The 15,618-nt window shown below is 72.3% G+C and carries 12 protein-coding genes; 7 read left to right on the forward strand and 5 right to left on the reverse strand.

Going from position 1 to position 15,618, the window contains the following annotated elements:
- Positions 1 to 14 precede the first annotated feature (14 nt).
- Together ACWDAG_RS43675 and ACWDAG_RS43680 are read left to right on the forward strand one after the other, a co-directional pair.
- Positions 15 to 1,361, forward strand: a complete 1,347-nt coding sequence (locus ACWDAG_RS43675; protein WP_450701133.1) for a vWA domain-containing protein — start codon at positions 15 to 17, stop codon at positions 1,359 to 1,361.
- A gap of 80 nt (positions 1,362 to 1,441) precedes the next feature.
- Entirely contained in the window at positions 1,442 to 2,698 is a 1,257-nt protein-coding gene (locus tag ACWDAG_RS43680) for an FHA domain-containing protein (protein WP_450701134.1), read from the forward strand.
- A gap of 99 nt (positions 2,699 to 2,797) precedes the next feature.
- Here ACWDAG_RS43680 and ACWDAG_RS43685 read toward each other — a convergent pair whose 3' ends face one another.
- Positions 2,798 to 3,781 carry a methyltransferase domain-containing protein gene (locus ACWDAG_RS43685; protein WP_450701135.1) on the reverse strand — a complete coding sequence of 328 codons (984 nt, stop codon included), beginning with the start codon at positions 3,779 to 3,781 and terminating at the stop codon, positions 2,798 to 2,800.
- Positions 3,782 to 3,999: 218 nt separating this feature from the next.
- Between ACWDAG_RS43685 and ACWDAG_RS43690 the strand changes: the two genes are divergently transcribed.
- From ACWDAG_RS43690 to ACWDAG_RS43710, 5 genes are all read left to right on the forward strand, one after another.
- A complete protein-coding gene (locus ACWDAG_RS43690) occupies positions 4,000 to 4,404 on the forward strand; it encodes a globin (RefSeq protein WP_030934622.1) in 405 nt (134 codons plus the stop codon).
- A gap of 145 nt (positions 4,405 to 4,549) precedes the next feature.
- Positions 4,550 to 7,981, forward strand: a complete 3,432-nt coding sequence (locus ACWDAG_RS43695) for an FtsX-like permease family protein (protein WP_450701136.1) — start codon at positions 4,550 to 4,552, stop codon at positions 7,979 to 7,981.
- A 168-nt stretch (positions 7,982 to 8,149) separates the two neighbouring features.
- Positions 8,150 to 10,861, forward strand: a complete 2,712-nt coding sequence (locus ACWDAG_RS43700) for an ABC transporter permease (protein WP_450701137.1) — start codon at positions 8,150 to 8,152, stop codon at positions 10,859 to 10,861.
- A gap of 191 nt (positions 10,862 to 11,052) precedes the next feature.
- Complete coding sequence (locus ACWDAG_RS43705) at positions 11,053 to 12,006, forward strand: ATP-binding cassette domain-containing protein (protein WP_450701138.1); 954 nt, start codon at positions 11,053 to 11,055, stop codon at positions 12,004 to 12,006.
- Positions 12,007 to 12,099: 93 nt separating this feature from the next.
- On the forward strand, positions 12,100 to 12,261 hold the full coding sequence (locus ACWDAG_RS43710) for a hypothetical protein (RefSeq protein ID WP_450701139.1): 162 nt from the start codon (positions 12,100 to 12,102) through the stop codon (positions 12,259 to 12,261).
- 77 nt (positions 12,262 to 12,338) lie between these two features.
- On the opposite strand, the gene ACWDAG_RS43715 is transcribed toward ACWDAG_RS43710, so the two are convergent.
- From ACWDAG_RS43715 to ACWDAG_RS43730, 4 genes are all read right to left on the reverse strand, one after another.
- A complete protein-coding gene (locus ACWDAG_RS43715; RefSeq protein WP_450701140.1) occupies positions 12,339 to 13,016 on the reverse strand; it encodes a hypothetical protein in 678 nt (225 codons plus the stop codon).
- A complete protein-coding gene (locus ACWDAG_RS43720) occupies positions 13,013 to 13,426 on the reverse strand; it encodes an acyl-CoA thioesterase (protein ID WP_389070799.1) in 414 nt (137 codons plus the stop codon). The genes ACWDAG_RS43715 and ACWDAG_RS43720 overlap by 4 nt, the downstream gene beginning before the upstream one ends.
- A 6-nt stretch (positions 13,427 to 13,432) precedes the next feature.
- On the reverse strand, positions 13,433 to 15,097 hold the full coding sequence (gene ettA / locus ACWDAG_RS43725) for an energy-dependent translational throttle protein EttA (RefSeq protein WP_450701141.1): 1,665 nt from the start codon (positions 15,095 to 15,097) through the stop codon (positions 13,433 to 13,435).
- Between the two features lie 132 nt (positions 15,098 to 15,229).
- The gene (locus ACWDAG_RS43730) at positions 15,230 to 15,526 is read right to left on the reverse strand and encodes a zinc-ribbon domain-containing protein (protein WP_450701142.1); all 297 of its coding nucleotides are present in this window, start codon (positions 15,524 to 15,526) and stop codon (positions 15,230 to 15,232) included.
- Positions 15,527 to 15,618 lie beyond the last annotated feature (92 nt).

Below are 15,618 nucleotides of genomic sequence, written 5' to 3' on the forward strand. Positions count from 1 at the left end.
GGATTTGAGTAGGCATGGCCAATTTCTCGAAGTCCAGCGTGCCGCAGTTCTCGATGGACGTGTACCAGAACGAGTACCTGCCGGAGGGCGGCCGCGAGGTCAACGCCATCGTCACGGTCACCGCCACCGGCGGCGGCACGGTCGGCAGCGCGGTCGGCGCGCCCCATCTCTATGCGCCGGGGCGGGGCCCGGCCGCGGGGGTGGCGATCATGGTCGACTGTTCCGGCTCGATGGACTACCCGCCGACCAAGATGCGCAACGCCCGCGACGCGACGGCCGCCGCGATCGACACCCTGCGCGACGGGACGCACTTCGCGGTGATCGGCGGCACGCACGTCGCCAAGGAGGTCTACCCGGGCGGCGGGCGCCTCGCGGTCGCCGACGCCGCCACCCGCAGCCAGGCCAAGGAGGCCCTGCGCAAGCTGAGCGCGGGCGGCGGGACGGCCATCGGCACCTGGCTCAAGCTCGCCGACCGCCTGCTCTCCTCGGACGACGTCGCGATCAGGCACGGCATCCTGCTCACCGACGGCCGCAACGAGCACGAGTCGCCGGAGGACCTCAAGCGGGCGCTCGACGAATGTGCCGGACGGTTCACCTGTGACGCACGTGGCGTGGGCACCGACTGGGAAGTGAAAGAAGTCACAGGGATCGCCTCCGCGCTGCTCGGCACCGCCGACATCGTCGCCGACCCGGCGGGCCTGGCCGCCGACTTCACGCAGATGATGGAGGCGGCCATGGGCAAGGAGGTCGCCGACGTCGCTCTCAGGCTGTGGACTCCGGTCGGCACCGCCATCAAGTTCGTCAAGCAGGTCGCCCCCACCGTCGAGGAGTTGACCGACCGCCGTACCGAGGCCGGCCCGCGCGCCGGGGACTACCCCACCGGCTCCTGGGGAGACGAGTCCCGTGACTACCACGTATGCGTCGAGGTCCCGGCCGCGGGCCTCGGCCAGGAGATGCTCGCCGCCCGGGTCTCGCTGGTCGTCCCGCAGCCCGACGGCAGTGCGCAGAACCTCGGCGCCCAGGGCCTCGTAAGGGCCGTGTGGACCGACGACATGGTGGCTTCCACCTCGATCAACCCCCAGGTCGCCCACTACACCGGGCAGGCCGAACTGGCCCAGGCCATCCAACAAGGGCTGGATCTTCGCAAAGCGGGCGATATGGATGGAGCAACGGCCAAACTGGGCCGGGCCGTTCAGCTCGCGAGCGCCTCCGGAAACGCGGATACTGCGAAACTGCTTGCGAAGGTGGTGGACGTGGTCGATGCCGCGACAGGTACTGTGCGACTGAAAGCGAAGGTCGAGGAGGCCGACGAGATGACTCTCGAGACACGGTCGACAAAGACTGTTCGTGTAAAGAAGTGACACCGGACGTCACGTCGCCGTACAGATCACACACATCACAGGACCGAGTAGGACCCTGCAGGAAAGGGGGAAGCGCCGACATGCCGACCTGCCCGAACGGACACCAGTCGGGTTCCGACGACTGGTGCGAGGTCTGCGGTCACCGCATGGCCGGTGCCGTGCCTCCGCCCCCTCCCCCGCCGCCCCCGCCCGGCGGCGGCTACGGCTTCCCGCCCCCCGGCCAGGGCCCTCAGCCCGGCGGCCGCCCGCTGTCCGCGGTGCCGGACCACGAGCCGGAGCTCTGCCCGCAGTGCCGTACGCCCCGTGAGGGCGGTGCGCCGTTCTGCGAGGAGTGCCGGTGGAACTTCCTGACGAACACCGCGACCTCGTACACCCCGGCCGCCCCGCGCCCGCCGGCGCCCGGCCCCGGCGGGCCCTTCCAGCAGCAGCCCGGACCGTCGTACGGCGGCGACTCGTACGAGTACCAGGGCTCGCGCCCGTCCCAGATGAACCGCCCGGCGGAGCCGATCCCGCCGAGCCCGTTCGGCAACGAGCCCTCGGGCCCGCCGCCGAGCCCCTTCGGCAACGGGCCGTCCGCTCCGCCGAGCCCGTTCGCCGACCGGTCCGGCTTCGGCTCCGACCCGTCGCGTCCGGTCCCGCCGCCCCCCGGACCCACACCGCACGGGGGTCCCGGTGGTCCCGGTGGCGCCCCTCAGGCGTTCCAGCAGTCAGGTCCGCCCGCCCCGCCCCGCTTCCCGCAGGAGACGGGACGGCCGCCGCAGCAGGGCGGTCCGTCCTTCGGCGGCGGTGACGACGACTGGGTGATCTCCCCGCCGTCCGGCAGCCCCGGTCCCGGCGCTCCCGGTCAGGGCGGTGGCTACGGCTATCCGCAGCCGGGCTCGACCCAGGCGCCGCCGCCCGGCCAGGGGTACCCGCAGACCCACGGCGGGCCGGTGACCTGGACGGCGACCATCGGTCCGGACCGTGAGTACTTCATGGCGATGATGCAGCGCTCCGGCCCGGAGGCCGCGGGCCTCAACCTGCCCGCGTACTCGCCGGAGCAGCAGCGCACGCTCAGCGGCAACCAGATCACCATCGGCCGCCGCCGGCACTCGACCGGCGACACTCCCGACATCGACCTGGCGGTGCCGCCGGAGGACCCGGGCGTCTCGCACCAGCATGCGGTGCTTGTGCAGCAGCCGGACGGCAGTTGGGCGGTCGTGGACCAGAACTCGACGAACGGTACGACCGTCAACGGCTCTGATGAGCCGATTCAACCTTTTGTGCCGGTGCCGTTGCAGGACGGGGATCGGGTCCATGTCGGTGCGTGGACGACCATCACTATTCGCCGTGGATAGCTGATGTCGTTGTGGGGTGCGGCGCCGTCGTGGCTGGTCGCGCCCACGCGGCGGTAGCCGCATATCGACACAGCCCCGCGCCCCTTAAAAGCCGCTGACTCAACGGAGGGGCCAGACGTACGGTCCCTCCGGGTCGTCCAGCCATGCCCACGCACGGTCTGTGCCGATGGTGATGCCATAGCGCTGGCGCTCCGGCTGTTCCTCGTGTTCCCACAGGGCGAGGGCCTCGTGGGGGTCGAGGGTGCCGCGGGTCAGGGCCACGAGGAAGCGGAAGAGTTCGTGGTCCCTGGCGCGGCGAGGGATGGTGCCGAGTTGGAGTGACTCCGGGTCGGGGCGGGTCTCGCCGCGCAGGGGTACGAAGTAGGCGGGGGTGTGCAGGAAGCGGCCCTCGGCGTGCTTGGGGTCCTGGACCGTGAGGGCGATCAGGCCCGTCGCGAACGGGGCCAGGATGCGGGCGCCGGGGTTGCACTGGGCGAGCCAGGCGCGCGGGATCGAGGTCAGGGTGCAGGTCGCGATGATCCGGTCGTAGGGGCCGTGCTCGGGGACTCCGCGCGCGCCGTCGCCGGTGACGACGGCCGGGTGGTAGCCGGCGGCGGCCAGGTGCTGCCGGGCCGACTCGGTGATCTCCGGCTCCAGATCGACGGTGGTGACCAGGTCGTCCTCGCCGAGCCGGTGGGCCAGCAGGGCCGCGTTGTAGCCCGTGCCCGCGCCGATCTCCAGCACCCGGTTGCCGTCCTCGACCCTCAGCTCGGCCAGCATCTTCGCCATCAGCGACGGCTGGCTGCTGGAGGAGAGCAGCTCGCCGTCGCGCAGCCTGGTGGCCAGCGGAGCGTCCTCGTAGGCCCCGCGCAGCCAGCGCTCGCGGGTCCGTGGATCAGGGCTCTCGCCCCATCTCCGCTCGTAGCCGCCCACGACTCCGACGTAGTAGTACGGCACGAAGAGATGGCGCGGCACGGCCTCGAACGCCTCCCGCCACACCGGGTCGTCGTCCCAGGCCCCGCTCGCGTCGATCTCCCGTACGAGCTCCGCGCGCACGGTGGCCGCGAGGTCGTCCAGTTCCTTGTCGAGAGCAGCTGCGCCCATGGGTCCACTGTCCTGCGGCAGAGGGCACGAGGCGAGTACCGGGGCCGCCAGATCCGGAATGTCCGCTTCCCGGATGTGGGGCGGGGACCTAAGCCTCAAGTCCTCCGCCGAGCGGTCTGAGAGCATGGGGAGCGTACTGCAATTCCCGGGGGACAACCCCCGGACCCCCGGCAGAAGAACTCGGGCGGACCGGAACAACCCATGCGAGGCAGCTCAAAGTGACCGAGATTCGGCGCGGCACGCTTCAGGAGCAGACCTTCTACGAGCAGGTCGGCGGGGAGGAGACCTTCCGCCGCCTCGTCCACCGTTTCTACGAGGGTGTGGCCGAGGACCCGGTGCTGCGGCCCATGTACCCCGAGGAGGACCTCGGCCCGGCCGAGGAGCGCCTCACGCTGTTCCTGATCCAGTACTGGGGCGGCCCGACGACGTACAGCGACAACCGCGGCCACCCCCGGCTGCGTATGCGGCACGCCCCCTTCACCGTGAACCGTGAGGCGCACGACGCCTGGCTGCGGCACATGCGGGACGCGGTCGACGAGCTCGGTCTGTCCGAGGAGCACGAGCAGCAGCTGTGGAAGTACCTGACGTACGCCGCGGCCTCGATGGTGAACGCTCCGGACTGACCCTGACCGTATGACGTGCGGATTCCGGTCGTACGACGCCGGAATCCGGTCACGATCCGGTCAAGCCCGCCCTACAAGCGCTTACCGAGGGGCCGCCCCTCTGACAGCATCGCCCGGAGGTCTGGACAACCACGGGGGGTTGGGCGTGACGGCGTTCGGTGCGGTGGTGCGGTTCGTCCTGTTACGTGCCCGTGCGCACCGTCTGCTGCTCGCCGCCGCGCTGCTCACCGTCCTGCTGACCACGGCCGTCCTCGCGACCCTCACCGCCTACTCGGGCGCGATCGGTGACGCGGCCCTGCGCCACTCGCTGCAGGACCCGCAGAACGCCGCCGACGCCGCGCTGATCGTCAAGGCCGAGGTCCCGGCGGACCGGCGCGCCGCCGCCGACGAGGCCGTACGGCAGGGGGCGCGGCGGACGTTCGACGGGCTGCCGGTGACCGTGCGGACCCTGGTGCGGTCGGGGCCGTACGGGCTGCCGCGCTCACTCCAGCCGCCGACCGAGCGGTCCGGGAACCCCGCTCTGACGTATGTCGCGGCGCTGGATCCGACGCAGGTCCGGTTCGTCTCGGGACGGGCACCTCGGACGGTCTCCGGCGCGGGCATCGAGGCGGCCCTCCCGCAGACCGCGGCCCGGCGCCTCGGTCTGAAGCCCGGCACCCGTCTCACCCTCGCCGACCGGCTCGGCGGCCCGAAGGTGCACGTCACGCTCACCGGCCTGTATCGGCCCGCCCGGGCGGACGCGCCGTACTGGCGGCTGGACGACCTCGGCGGCCGGGGCGTCACCACGGTCGACTTCACGACGTACGGCCCGCTGCTCGCCGCCCCCGGCGTGCTGAGCGGCGGCAGGGTGAGCGCCGGCTCGTCCGGGTGGCTGGCGTCGGCCGACTTCTCGACGCTGACGACCGGGCGGATCGGCGAGCTGCGCAGCACGGCCGGAGCGGGTGGGCCCGCCCTGCGCCGGCAGCCCGCGCTCAGCGGCACGGCGGTCGCGGGCACTTCCCTGCCCGACGTTCTCGACCGCGTCGAGCGCTCGCTGCTCGTCTCCCGTTCGACGCTGCTGATCGTCGCGTTGCAGCTGGTGCTGCTGGCCTGCTGTGCGCTGCTGCTGGTGGCCCGGCTGCTGGGCGCCGAGCGCGCGGTCGAGGTCCGGCTGCTGCGGGCCCGTGGCGCCTCCCGTGGGCGGGTCGCGGCGCTGGCCGCCCTGGAGGCCCTGTTCCTGGCGGCGCCGGCGGTGGTGTGCGCACCGCTGCTCTCTGGCCCGCTCACCCGACTGCTGGCCGGCCAGGGGGCGCTGGCGCGTCTCGGGCTGCGGCTGGAAGTGCCGGCGGGCGGGGGGCTCGCGGTGTGGGTGGTGGCGGGGGGCGTGGGGCTGGGGTGCGCGCTGGCGGTGACGCTACCGAGCGCTCCGCGGGGGGCCGTTGATCGTGTGCGGGTGCGTCGTGGCTGGTCGCGCAGTTCCTCGCGCCTTTTCAGGGCGCTGTCGATCCGCACGGTCGTGCAGCCCGGCCTTCAAGGGGCGCGGGGCGGTGTCGATTTGCGGCTCCGCCGCGGGGCGCGAGCAACCACAAAACAGCCGCACCCGGCGAACTACGGAAGTGCCCGAGTTCTCAGCCGTACAGCAGCCCCCGCGCGCGGCGGCGCCGACCTGGCCCTCCTGGCCGTGGCCACCATCGCGTACTGGCAACTACGAAAGCAGACGTCCGGCGCCGTGAACGGCGACAGAACCGGCACCCTGGGCATCGACCCGCTCCTGGTTGCCGCGCCCGCGCTCGCGCTGCTCGCCGGCACGGTGCTGACCCTCCGCCTGCTGCCCCTGGTCGCGCGGCTCGCCGAGCGCCGGGCGGCCGGTGGGCGCGGGCTGACGGCGGCGCTGGCGGGCTGGCAGCTGAGCCGCCGCCCGACGCGCGGGGCGGGCCCGGTGCTGCTGCTCGTCCTGGCCGTCGCGCTCGGCATGCTGGCCATCGGGCAGCGCGCCTCCTGGAACCGCTCGCAGGAAGACCAGGCGGACTTCGGCGCGGGCGCCCCGGTGCGCGTTCTCGCCGCCGGGGAGGACGACCTCGGGCGCACGGAGACCTATGCGGCGATCCCGCACGTACGGGGGGTCGCCCCGGCCCTCCGTACGAACCTGCCGTTGTCCGGCGACCGCACGGCCGCACTGCTGGCGCTGGACACCGCGCGGGCGGCGGACACGGTGCTGATGCGCCGGGACCTGGCCTCGCAGCCGGTACGGCCGCTGCTCGCGCCCCTGGGTCCCAAGGGGCCGACGGCCGGCGCGAAGGTACCCGTGCACACCGCCCGGCTGCGGCTGACGGCGACCCTGGGCAGCTCATCCCGGAACGGGGCGGGCACGGCGGCGGACGTGACGGCCACGCTGGTGGACCGGTACGGGACGCCGTACCAGGTGCCGGCCGGTGAGCTCCCCGGCGACGGGCGGGCGCACACGCTGAACGTGCCGGTTTCCGAGGGGTCCCTGACGCTCACGGGCCTGCAGCTGGTGCTGCCCCAGCCGGTCGGGGAACCCGAGCAACATCGCCTGACCCTGGGCGAGTTGACGGCTACAGGAACGGACGGGACCGTGCGGACGGTCCCGCTGCCCGCCTCCTGGAAGGCGTCCGTGCGCAGTGACGGGCAGGTCGCCTCGCCGGACGAGAAGACGAACCCGACGCAGCCGGGCGTGAGTTCGTCGGGGCCGCTCACGGTCGAGTACGGCACGGGGTATGTGCCGGCCGAGGAGACCTGGGTCACCGCGTCGTTGACGGTGCGGGTGCAGGTCGTACAGCCGAGCGCGCCCGAGATCACGGCGGTGGCGACCGACCGGTTCCTCGCGTCGGCGGGCGCGCGCACCGGGCAGCGGGTGGACGTGACGGTCGGCGGGGAGAACGTACCGGTGCGGATCGTCCGTGCGGTACGGGAGTTGCCGACGACCGGCGATGCCGACGGGGGCGCCCTGCTGGTCGATCTGCGGTCCATGAACCGGCTGTTGGAGGCGCGGTACGGGACGGGCGCCACGCCCACCGAGTGGTGGCTGCGGACGGACCCCGGCGAGTCGGCCGGGGTCGCGGCGGCCCTGCGGGCGCTGCCCGAGCTGGACCCGGCGCAGGTCGTGGTGCGGGACGAGACGGCCGCCCGGCTGCGGGACGATCCGTTCGGCGCGGGCGCGGAGGCGGCCTTCGCCGCGGCGGCCGGGGTGGCGGCGGCGTTGGCGGCCGTCGGTTTCGCGGTGAGCGCGGCGGGCTCGCTGCGGGAGCGGGGCGCCGAACTGGCGGTGCTACGGGCCCTGGGCGCCCCGCGCCGCCACCTGGCCCGCATGATCGCCGTCGAGCAGGGCGTCCTGGTGGCGCTGGCACTGGCCGTGGGAGCCGCCCTGGGGACGGTGCTGACCCGGGCGGTGATCCCACTGATCGTGCTGACCGCACAGGCCACGCGTCCGGTGCCACGAGTGCTGGTCGAGCTGCCGGCGCCGCATGTGGCCGTACTGCTGGCGGCGGTGGCGGCGACGCCCCTGCTGGTGACGGCGGCGCTGGCGATGCGACGCGGGGACCCGGCGGTGTCCTTGCGCGAGCAGGGGGGTGAGTGACATGAACACGATGCCGCCCCTCTGGCTCCGCACACGGCCGCACACGGCGCCCGCTGCGGACGGTACGACGGCATCGCTCATGACGCCCGCCCCTGCCCGTGACCACCGCACCCGCAATGCCACAGACGGACCCGACTCCCGCCGTGCGGACGACAGGAAGCGAGCGACGTGAACCCCATACCCGCTCCCTGGGTCCGAACGCGGTTGCGTGCCGCGCCCGGTGGCGCCTGGGCGCTGGCGCTGCTGGTGGCGCTGACCGCCTGCCTTGCGGCTGCGTTTCCGCGGGCGGTCGACCGGTACGAGGACGCCGCGCTGCGTCGGGCCGTCGAGCGGGCGCGGCCCGCGACCACCAGCGTGGGTGTGTGGGCCGAGCAGCCCAGTCTGCTGCTGCCGAGGGAGCGGCGCGAGGAGGCGCTGCTTCCCGGCACGCTCGCCACCCAGTACACGAAGGTGCGTGCCGCCGTGCCGCGGCCGCTCGCCGTCGACGCGGACCAGTCGACGTACGGGGTGCGCACCAGTCCCCAGGCGGTACCGGACCCTTGGCTGCCCCGGCCCAGCGGTCTGCCGGCGCAGCTGTCCCTCGCCGCGCAGCACGGCCTCGCCGACCACGCGACGGTGCGCAGCGGACGTCTCCCGCGCACCGCCGGCCGGGTCACCGCCGCCACCGCCGGAGTGGAGGCCGCCGTCACCGTCGAGACCGCGAAGAGCCTGCACATCAAGGTCGGTTCGGTCGTCCACGTGCCCGGCGTGGGACGCGCACCGCTCGCCGTCCGCGTCACCGGCATCGTCACCCCGCGCGACCCGGAGGGCGCCTACTGGGCCACCCAGCCCCTCCTGCGCACCCCCGACCTCGTCCTGCTGCCGGGAAACGGCGCCGATCCCGACAAGTACTGGGTCGGCTCTCTGCTGCTCGCCCCCGAGGCGGCCCCGGCGATGCTGGGCACATCCCGAAGCCCTTGGCGCTACTGGCAGTTGGCCCCCTCGGCCACCGCCCTCCACGCCTACGAAGCGGGCCGCCTCAAGTCCGCCGTCGCCTCCCTCGAGTCCGGCCCCACCCTGCGCAAGGTCCGCACGCTCACCGACCCGTCCACGACGGTGAACACCGACCTCGACGACGTACTGAACGGCTTCACCGGCCTCCGGTCGGGCGTCCGCCCACTCGTGACCGTCGCCGCCTTCGGCACCGGCACGGTCGCCGCCGTGGTCCTGCTGATGGCGGGCGGCCTGGCCGCCGACCGCCGCCGCGCCGAACTCACCCTGCTGCGCGCCCGCGGCGCGTCCCTGCCCGGCCTGGCGGGCCGTCTGCTCGCCGAGACCGCGGTGGTCGCGCTGCCCGCGGGGGCCGTGGGCCTGGCGATCGCCCTGCTCGCGCTCCCCGGCAGCCGCGCCCCCTCCGCGATCGCCGCGGCGGCAACGGTCACAGCCGTCGCCTGCGCGGCCCTGCCCCTGCGAGCTGCTGCCGCGCACCGGGCCGTCCGTCTCCACGGCGGCCGCGCGGACGTGACCTCCGTACGACCGTCCCGACGCCGTACGGTCGCCGAGCTCACCCTGGTCGTGGTGGCCCTGGGCGCGGTCGAGACCCTGCGCAGACGGGGCACGACCGGCGATCAACTCACGGCGCTGGCACCGGTGTTGGTGGGGGTGGTCGCGGCCCTGCTGCTCGTCCGGCTCTACCCGCTCCCGCTGCGCGGCCTGGCCCGTCCGGCGGCCCGGCTGCGCGGCGCGCTGGGCCACCTGTCACTGGCCCGCGCGGGCCGCACCTCCGCCTCCGCGGTCCTGCCCCTGCTGGCCCTGCTCACCGCCCTCACCACGGCGGCCTTCGGCGGCTCGGTCCTCGCCGGTGTACGTGAGGCCCGTGACCAGGCGGCCCTTCTCGCGGTCGGCGCCGACGCCCGCATCGAGGCGACGTCCCCGCTGCCTCCGGGCCTGCCGGACCGGATCCGCCGGACGCCGGGGGTTCAGGGGCTCGCGGTCGCGAGCATCACCTATCAGGCCAGGCCGACGGACCTCACCCGGTCGGTGCCGCTGGCCGGGGTGGACCCGCGGGACTACGCGGTACTGGCGAGCCGGACGGGCCTCGGCCCCTTCCCGGAAGGGGAGTTGAGGCGCCGGCCGGGCCACGGCCCGCTCCCCGCACTCGCCTCCCCCGCGGTGGCGCGGACCTACGGCACCCGGCCCTTCCCGGTACGCCTGGAGGACGGCACCTCTGTCACCGTCCGCATCGCGTCCGTCCGCGACCGCACCCCTGCCGTCACCGGCGACAACTTTCTGGTCGTGGACCGCGCCGGCCTGAACGGGCCGGCGTCCCTCCCGACCGCACTGCTGCTGACCGGCACCCATCTGAGCGGGCCCGCCCTGCGCAGAACGGCACCCGACTCGGCGGACGTACAACTGCGCACCGAAGTACGCGCGCGATACGCCGACTCGCCCCTCCAGACCGGCGCCGAACGCGTCTACACGACGGCGGTCGCCGCAGGCGCCGGCTACGCCGTGCTGTCCCTGCTCCTGTCCCTCCTGCGCACGGCCCCCGAACGCACGGCCCTCCTGGCCCGCCTGCGCACCATGGGCCTGACCCGCGCCCAGGGCCGCCACCTGCTGATCCTGGAGTCCCTGCCACAGGCGGCACTGGCGGCAGCAGGCGGCACCCTGACGGGCTGGGCGACGATACGGCTGCTGTCCCCGGGCGTCGACCTGACGACCATCGCACTGGCCTCGGCCCAAACTCCGGCAACGGACGCGGTGCTACGAACAGACGCGACGTCACTACTACTACCGGCAACGGCGATCGTCCTGCTGACGGTGGGGGTCGCAACGGCTCAGGCTTGGTGGACCGGGCGGCGCGGAGGGGTGGCGGAACTGAGGGCCGGGGATGCCCGATGACCCACACACTCGGGTACGACCGCGGCCGGCAACCCCAGCTGCGGACAACCGCCGTGGCTGCGGGCAGTCGTGCCGCTGGGGCGGCTCCCGACCCAAGGAAAGCGGCACCCCGGCGCGGGCAAGCAGACCCACCCCCACAGCAACCCCCACCCCGGGCCACTGTCGACCGAAACCGATGCCCAGGAGACCCGATGCCCCCGGCAAATCCCACCCTCACCGACCTCGCCACCCGCGCCCGCGCCACCCGCAACCGCCCCGCCTACGGCCACGACGCCCTCATCACCTGCGACCGCCTCGTCCGCATCTTCACCACGGACGGCACAGAGGTCCAAGCCCTCCAAGGCCTCGACCTCCTCGTCCACGAGGGCGAACTCATGGCCCTCGTAGGCGCATCGGGCAGCGGCAAGTCCACCCTCATGAACATCCTCGCGGGCCTCGACACCCCCACCGCCGGCACGGCCCGCGTAGCCGGCCACAACCTCCTCACCATGACCGCGAAGGATCGCCTGGCCTACCGCCGCACCACCGTCGGCTTCGTCTGGCAGCAGACCTCCCGCAACCTCCTCCCCTACCTCACCGCGGCCCAGAACATCACTCTCCCGATGCAGCTCAGGGGCACCCGACGAAAGCGCCATCAGCGCACCGAACGCGCCCTGGAACTGATGGAGTTGCTGGAGGTCGCCGACTGCCGCGACCGCCGCCCCCACCAGATGTCCGGCGGCCAGCAGCAACGCGTCGCCATCGCCGTGGCCCTCGCCAACAACCCCGCGGTCCTGCTCGCCGACGAACCCACCGGCGAACTCGACTCCCACACCGCGGAACAGGTCTTCGCCGCCTTCCGCACCGCGAACGAACACCTGGGCACCACCATCGTCATCGTCACCCACGACCAGGCGGTCGCCGGCGAGGTCCGCCGTACGGTCGCCATCCGCGACGGCCGCACCTCCACGGAGGTCCTGCGCCGCCGCGAGGTAGACGCGACAACCGGCCACGAGACGGTGGTCGCCCGCGAGTACGCGATGCTCGACCGCGCCGGCCGCCTGCAACTCCCCGCCGAGTACACGGAGGCCCTGGGCATGCGCGACCGCGTGGCCCTGGAACTGGAGCCGGACCACATCGCCGTACGACCGGACGACAGCAAGTGATCACGTGCCGTCGCCAGGTCGAGTCGGCCCTGTTCGGCAGGAACGGCACCACAGCAGCCCTCCGCTCCGGCACCACGGTCATCCTCACCAGCGATGCCGATCGCGTACGGCGTCGCCCGTGCCTCCGACGACTCCGCCCTCCGCGCCCGGCGCGGCTGGGACCGTACGCCCAACACGAGCGTGATGGGCTCGGCCCTGCCGTCCGTGACGATGGTGATCTTGGTGGCGGCGCGGGCGGTGTCCGGAGGGTCCTGATGGCCACGATGGGTGGCCTCGGCTTCGGGCTGACGGCCAAGCTGCGGCCGCCGGCCGGACGAGCAGCGGCGGAGTGACTAGCGGACGCTGACGTCCAGCGCCCCAAGTCCCGCCCTCCGTACGGCAATCGACCCGTACGGCGTGCGCAGCCGCAGCCAGGCGCCCGACGAGACCAACGCCAGGTCCCCCGCGCTCTGCGTGGACCGGAGGAACCCGAGCGACTGTGCCGCGTGTACGGCTCGTACCGGAAGGTGTGTGCCGCCGACCGTCCGGGACCAGATCTCCCGTCCGATGCGGTCGAGTTCGGCGCGCGTGCGCAGCTCGGGCGCCAACTCCCCCGTACGGGAACGGAATTCGGCGACGGCCGCGCCCACCATGGCCCGCAGGGCATCGGGCGCGGGCAACCCGGGCTCGGGCCGCCATCCGCCGCGCGGCGGGAGGACGCCGGCCCACGGCGGCCCGGTGACCGCCGCCGGAACGCCGACCGTCGCGGCCGACTCGTCCACCGTCTCCAGGAGTTCACCGGCGGACACGGTCACGTCGAGCGTGACGTCGAGCCCGTTCTCGTACGGCTTGGCGAGCCGCACCGCGCGGATCGCGAGTACCTCGAAGGACGGCGGCCGCCCGAAGACGGCGAGCGCGGTCCCGGCGGCCTGGAGGCGTACCGCGGCCCCACGGTCGTAGTGGAGCAGCCGCGAGAGGAAGGCGGCGAGGTCCGCCGCCTCCCCCTCGTCGGCAAGGTGGAGCGCCGTCATGCGGCGACGGCCTCCTCCTCGGCGTCGTCCCGGTACCCCTCGAGGAACTCCCGCTCCTCGGAGGTGATCCGGCGCGGCCGCTGCGTCTCGAAGTCGAACGGCACGACGACGGTCGAGGCCCGTACATAGACCAGGTCCTCGTCCTTCACCTCGTAGGTGACGGTGAAGGACGCGGCCCTGATCTCGGTGACCCACAGCTCGATGTCGACCGGGTCGGGCCGGTGGACGAGCTGCCGCTTGTAGTCGATCTCATGGCGCGCCACCACGGACCCCTGCTTGGACTCCTTGCCCCGAAGGGACAGGAAGTCGATGCGGGCCTCCTCCAGATACCGGAGGAAGATCGCGTTGTTGACATGGCCGTATGCATCCATGTCCGACCAGCGCAGGGGGCAGCGGTAGATGTGACGCAAGATCGATCAGCCCCGGGTCAGCTTCTTGTAGGTGGCGCGGTGCGGACGCGCGGCGTCCGGTCCGAGCCGCTCGATCTTGTTCTTCTCGTACGACTCGAAGTTGCCCTCGAACCAGAACCACTTGGAGTCGCCCTCGTACGCGAGGATGTGCGTGGCGACTCGGTCGAGGAACCACCGGTCGTGGGAGACGACCACGGCCGCGCCCGGGAACTCCAGCAGCGCGTTCTCCAGGCTCGACAGCGTCTCGACGTCCAGGTCGTTCGTCGGCTCGTCGAGGAGCAGCAGGTTGCCGCCCTGCTTGAGGGTGAGCGCGAGGTTGAGGCGGTTGCGCTCACCACCGGAGAGGACTCCGGCGGGCTTCTGCTGGTCGGGGCCCTTGAAGCCGAAGGCGGAGACGTAGGCACGCGACGGCATCTCGACCTGGCCGACATTGATGTAGTCGAGCTCATCGCTGACGACGGCCCACAGGGTCTTCTTCGGGTCGATGTTCTCGCGGCTCTGGTCGACGTACGAGATCTTGACGGTCTCGCCGACCTTGATGGAGCCGGAGTCCGGGGTCTCCAGACCCTGGATCATCTTGAAGAGGGTGGTCTTGCCGGCGCCGTTCGGGCCGATGACACCGACGATGCCGTTACGCGGCAGGGTGAAGCTCAGGTTGTCGATGAGGAGCTTCTCGCCGAAGCCCTTGCTGAGGTTGTTGACCTCGACGACGACATTGCCCAGACGCGGGCCCGGCGGGATCTGGATCTCCTCGAAGTCCAGCTTCCGCATCTTGTCGGCCTCGGCGGCCATCTCCTCGTAGCGGGCGAGACGCGCCTTGGACTTGGCCTGACGCCCCTTGGCGTTGGACCGCACCCACTCGAGCTCTTCCTTGAGCCTCTTCGCCCGCTTGGCGTCCTTCTGCCCCTCGACCTTGAGACGGGTCTGCTTGGTCTCGAGGTACTTGGAGTAGTTGCCCTCGTAGCCGTGGAGGCGGCCGCGGTCGACCTCGCAGATCCAGCCGGCGACGTTGTCCAGGAAGTACCGGTCGTGGGTGACGGCCACGATGGTGCCGTCGTACTTGGCGAGGTGCTGCTCCAGCCAGTTCACCGACTCGGCGTCGAGGTGGTTGGTGGGCTCGTCGAGGAGCAGCAGGTCGGGGGCCTCCAGCAGCAGCTTGCAGAGCGCGACGCGGCGCCTCTCACCACCGGAGAGGTTGGTGACGGGCCAGTCGCCCGGGGGGCACCCGAGGGCGTCCATGGCCTGCTCGAGCTGGGCGTCGAGGTCCCACGCGTTCGCGTGGTCGAGCTCTTCCTGCAGCTTGCCCATCTCGTCGAGCAGCGCGTCCGAGTAGTCGGTGGCCATCAGCTCGGCGATCTCGTTGAACCGGTCGAGCTTGCCCTTGACCTCGGCGACGCCCTCCTGGACGTTCTCCAGGACGGTCTTGTCCTCGCTGAGCGGCGGCTCCTGGAGCAGGATGCCCACGGTGTAGCCGGGCGACAGGAACGCGTCACCGTTCGACGGCTGCTCCAGCCCCGCCATGATCTTCAGGATGGTCGACTTACCGGCACCGTTCGGGCCGACCACACCGATCTTCGCGCCGGGCAGGAAGTTCAGCGAAACATCGTCAAGGATGACCTTGTCGCCGATTGCCTTGCGCGTCTTGCGCATGGTGTAGATGTACTCAGCCAAGAGAAACCGTCCGGCAGCTTGAAATCAGGCAGTGGGCAGATACACCCCATCTTGCCTGAGGTCCAGCCTTGGGTGGTAACCCATATGGCCGGGCGCCTGTGACCTGGGGTTTCGCTGTCGGCGTCGGTGGGCTCAGGCTCCGGGGTGCTGGTGGGGCTGCTGTGGCTGACCGTAGGGCTGACCGCCGGGGGCGCCTGTGGCTTGCGACTGGAGCTGCTCGGCCTGTTCCTTGGTCACCTTGTGTTCCGTGCCGCAGAAGGTGCACTGCGTCGCGTACCTCGTCGAGATGGGGAACAGCGGCACGAAGAACAGCGTGAACTTCGTGACCCGCTTCCTGAGCGTGTGGGCGGCAGGGTTGCCGCAGCCTCCGCAGACCAGCGTGAGTATCGCGAGCTGGTACAGGTATCCCTTGGTGCCAAAGATGATCACGAGATCGGCCCTTCTCGGGTCGGTGTCCGCCGCCGGTGGAAGACGCTGACCGAGATCCTCTCTCAGATCTACCCCGGCGGTGCCAGGGTCAC

The organism is Streptomyces sp. NPDC001157, assembly GCF_053598255.1.

Excerpts from the sequence above, each read along its gene's own strand:
- ACWDAG_RS43675 (WP_450701133.1), top strand. The coding sequence starts at position 15 with ATGGCCAATTTCTCGAAGTCCAGCGTGCCGCAGTTCTCGATGGACGTG.
- ACWDAG_RS43680 (WP_450701134.1), top strand. The coding sequence starts at position 1,442 with ATGCCGACCTGCCCGAACGGACACCAGTCGGGTTCCGACGACTGGTGC.
- ACWDAG_RS43685 (WP_450701135.1), bottom strand. The coding sequence starts at position 3,781 with ATGGGCGCAGCTGCTCTCGACAAGGAACTGGACGACCTCGCGGCCACC.
- ACWDAG_RS43705 (WP_450701138.1), top strand. The coding sequence starts at position 11,053 with ATGCCCCCGGCAAATCCCACCCTCACCGACCTCGCCACCCGCGCCCGC.
- ACWDAG_RS43710 (WP_450701139.1), top strand. The coding sequence starts at position 12,100 with ATGCCGATCGCGTACGGCGTCGCCCGTGCCTCCGACGACTCCGCCCTC.
- ACWDAG_RS43715 (WP_450701140.1), bottom strand. The coding sequence starts at position 13,016 with ATGACGGCGCTCCACCTTGCCGACGAGGGGGAGGCGGCGGACCTCGCC.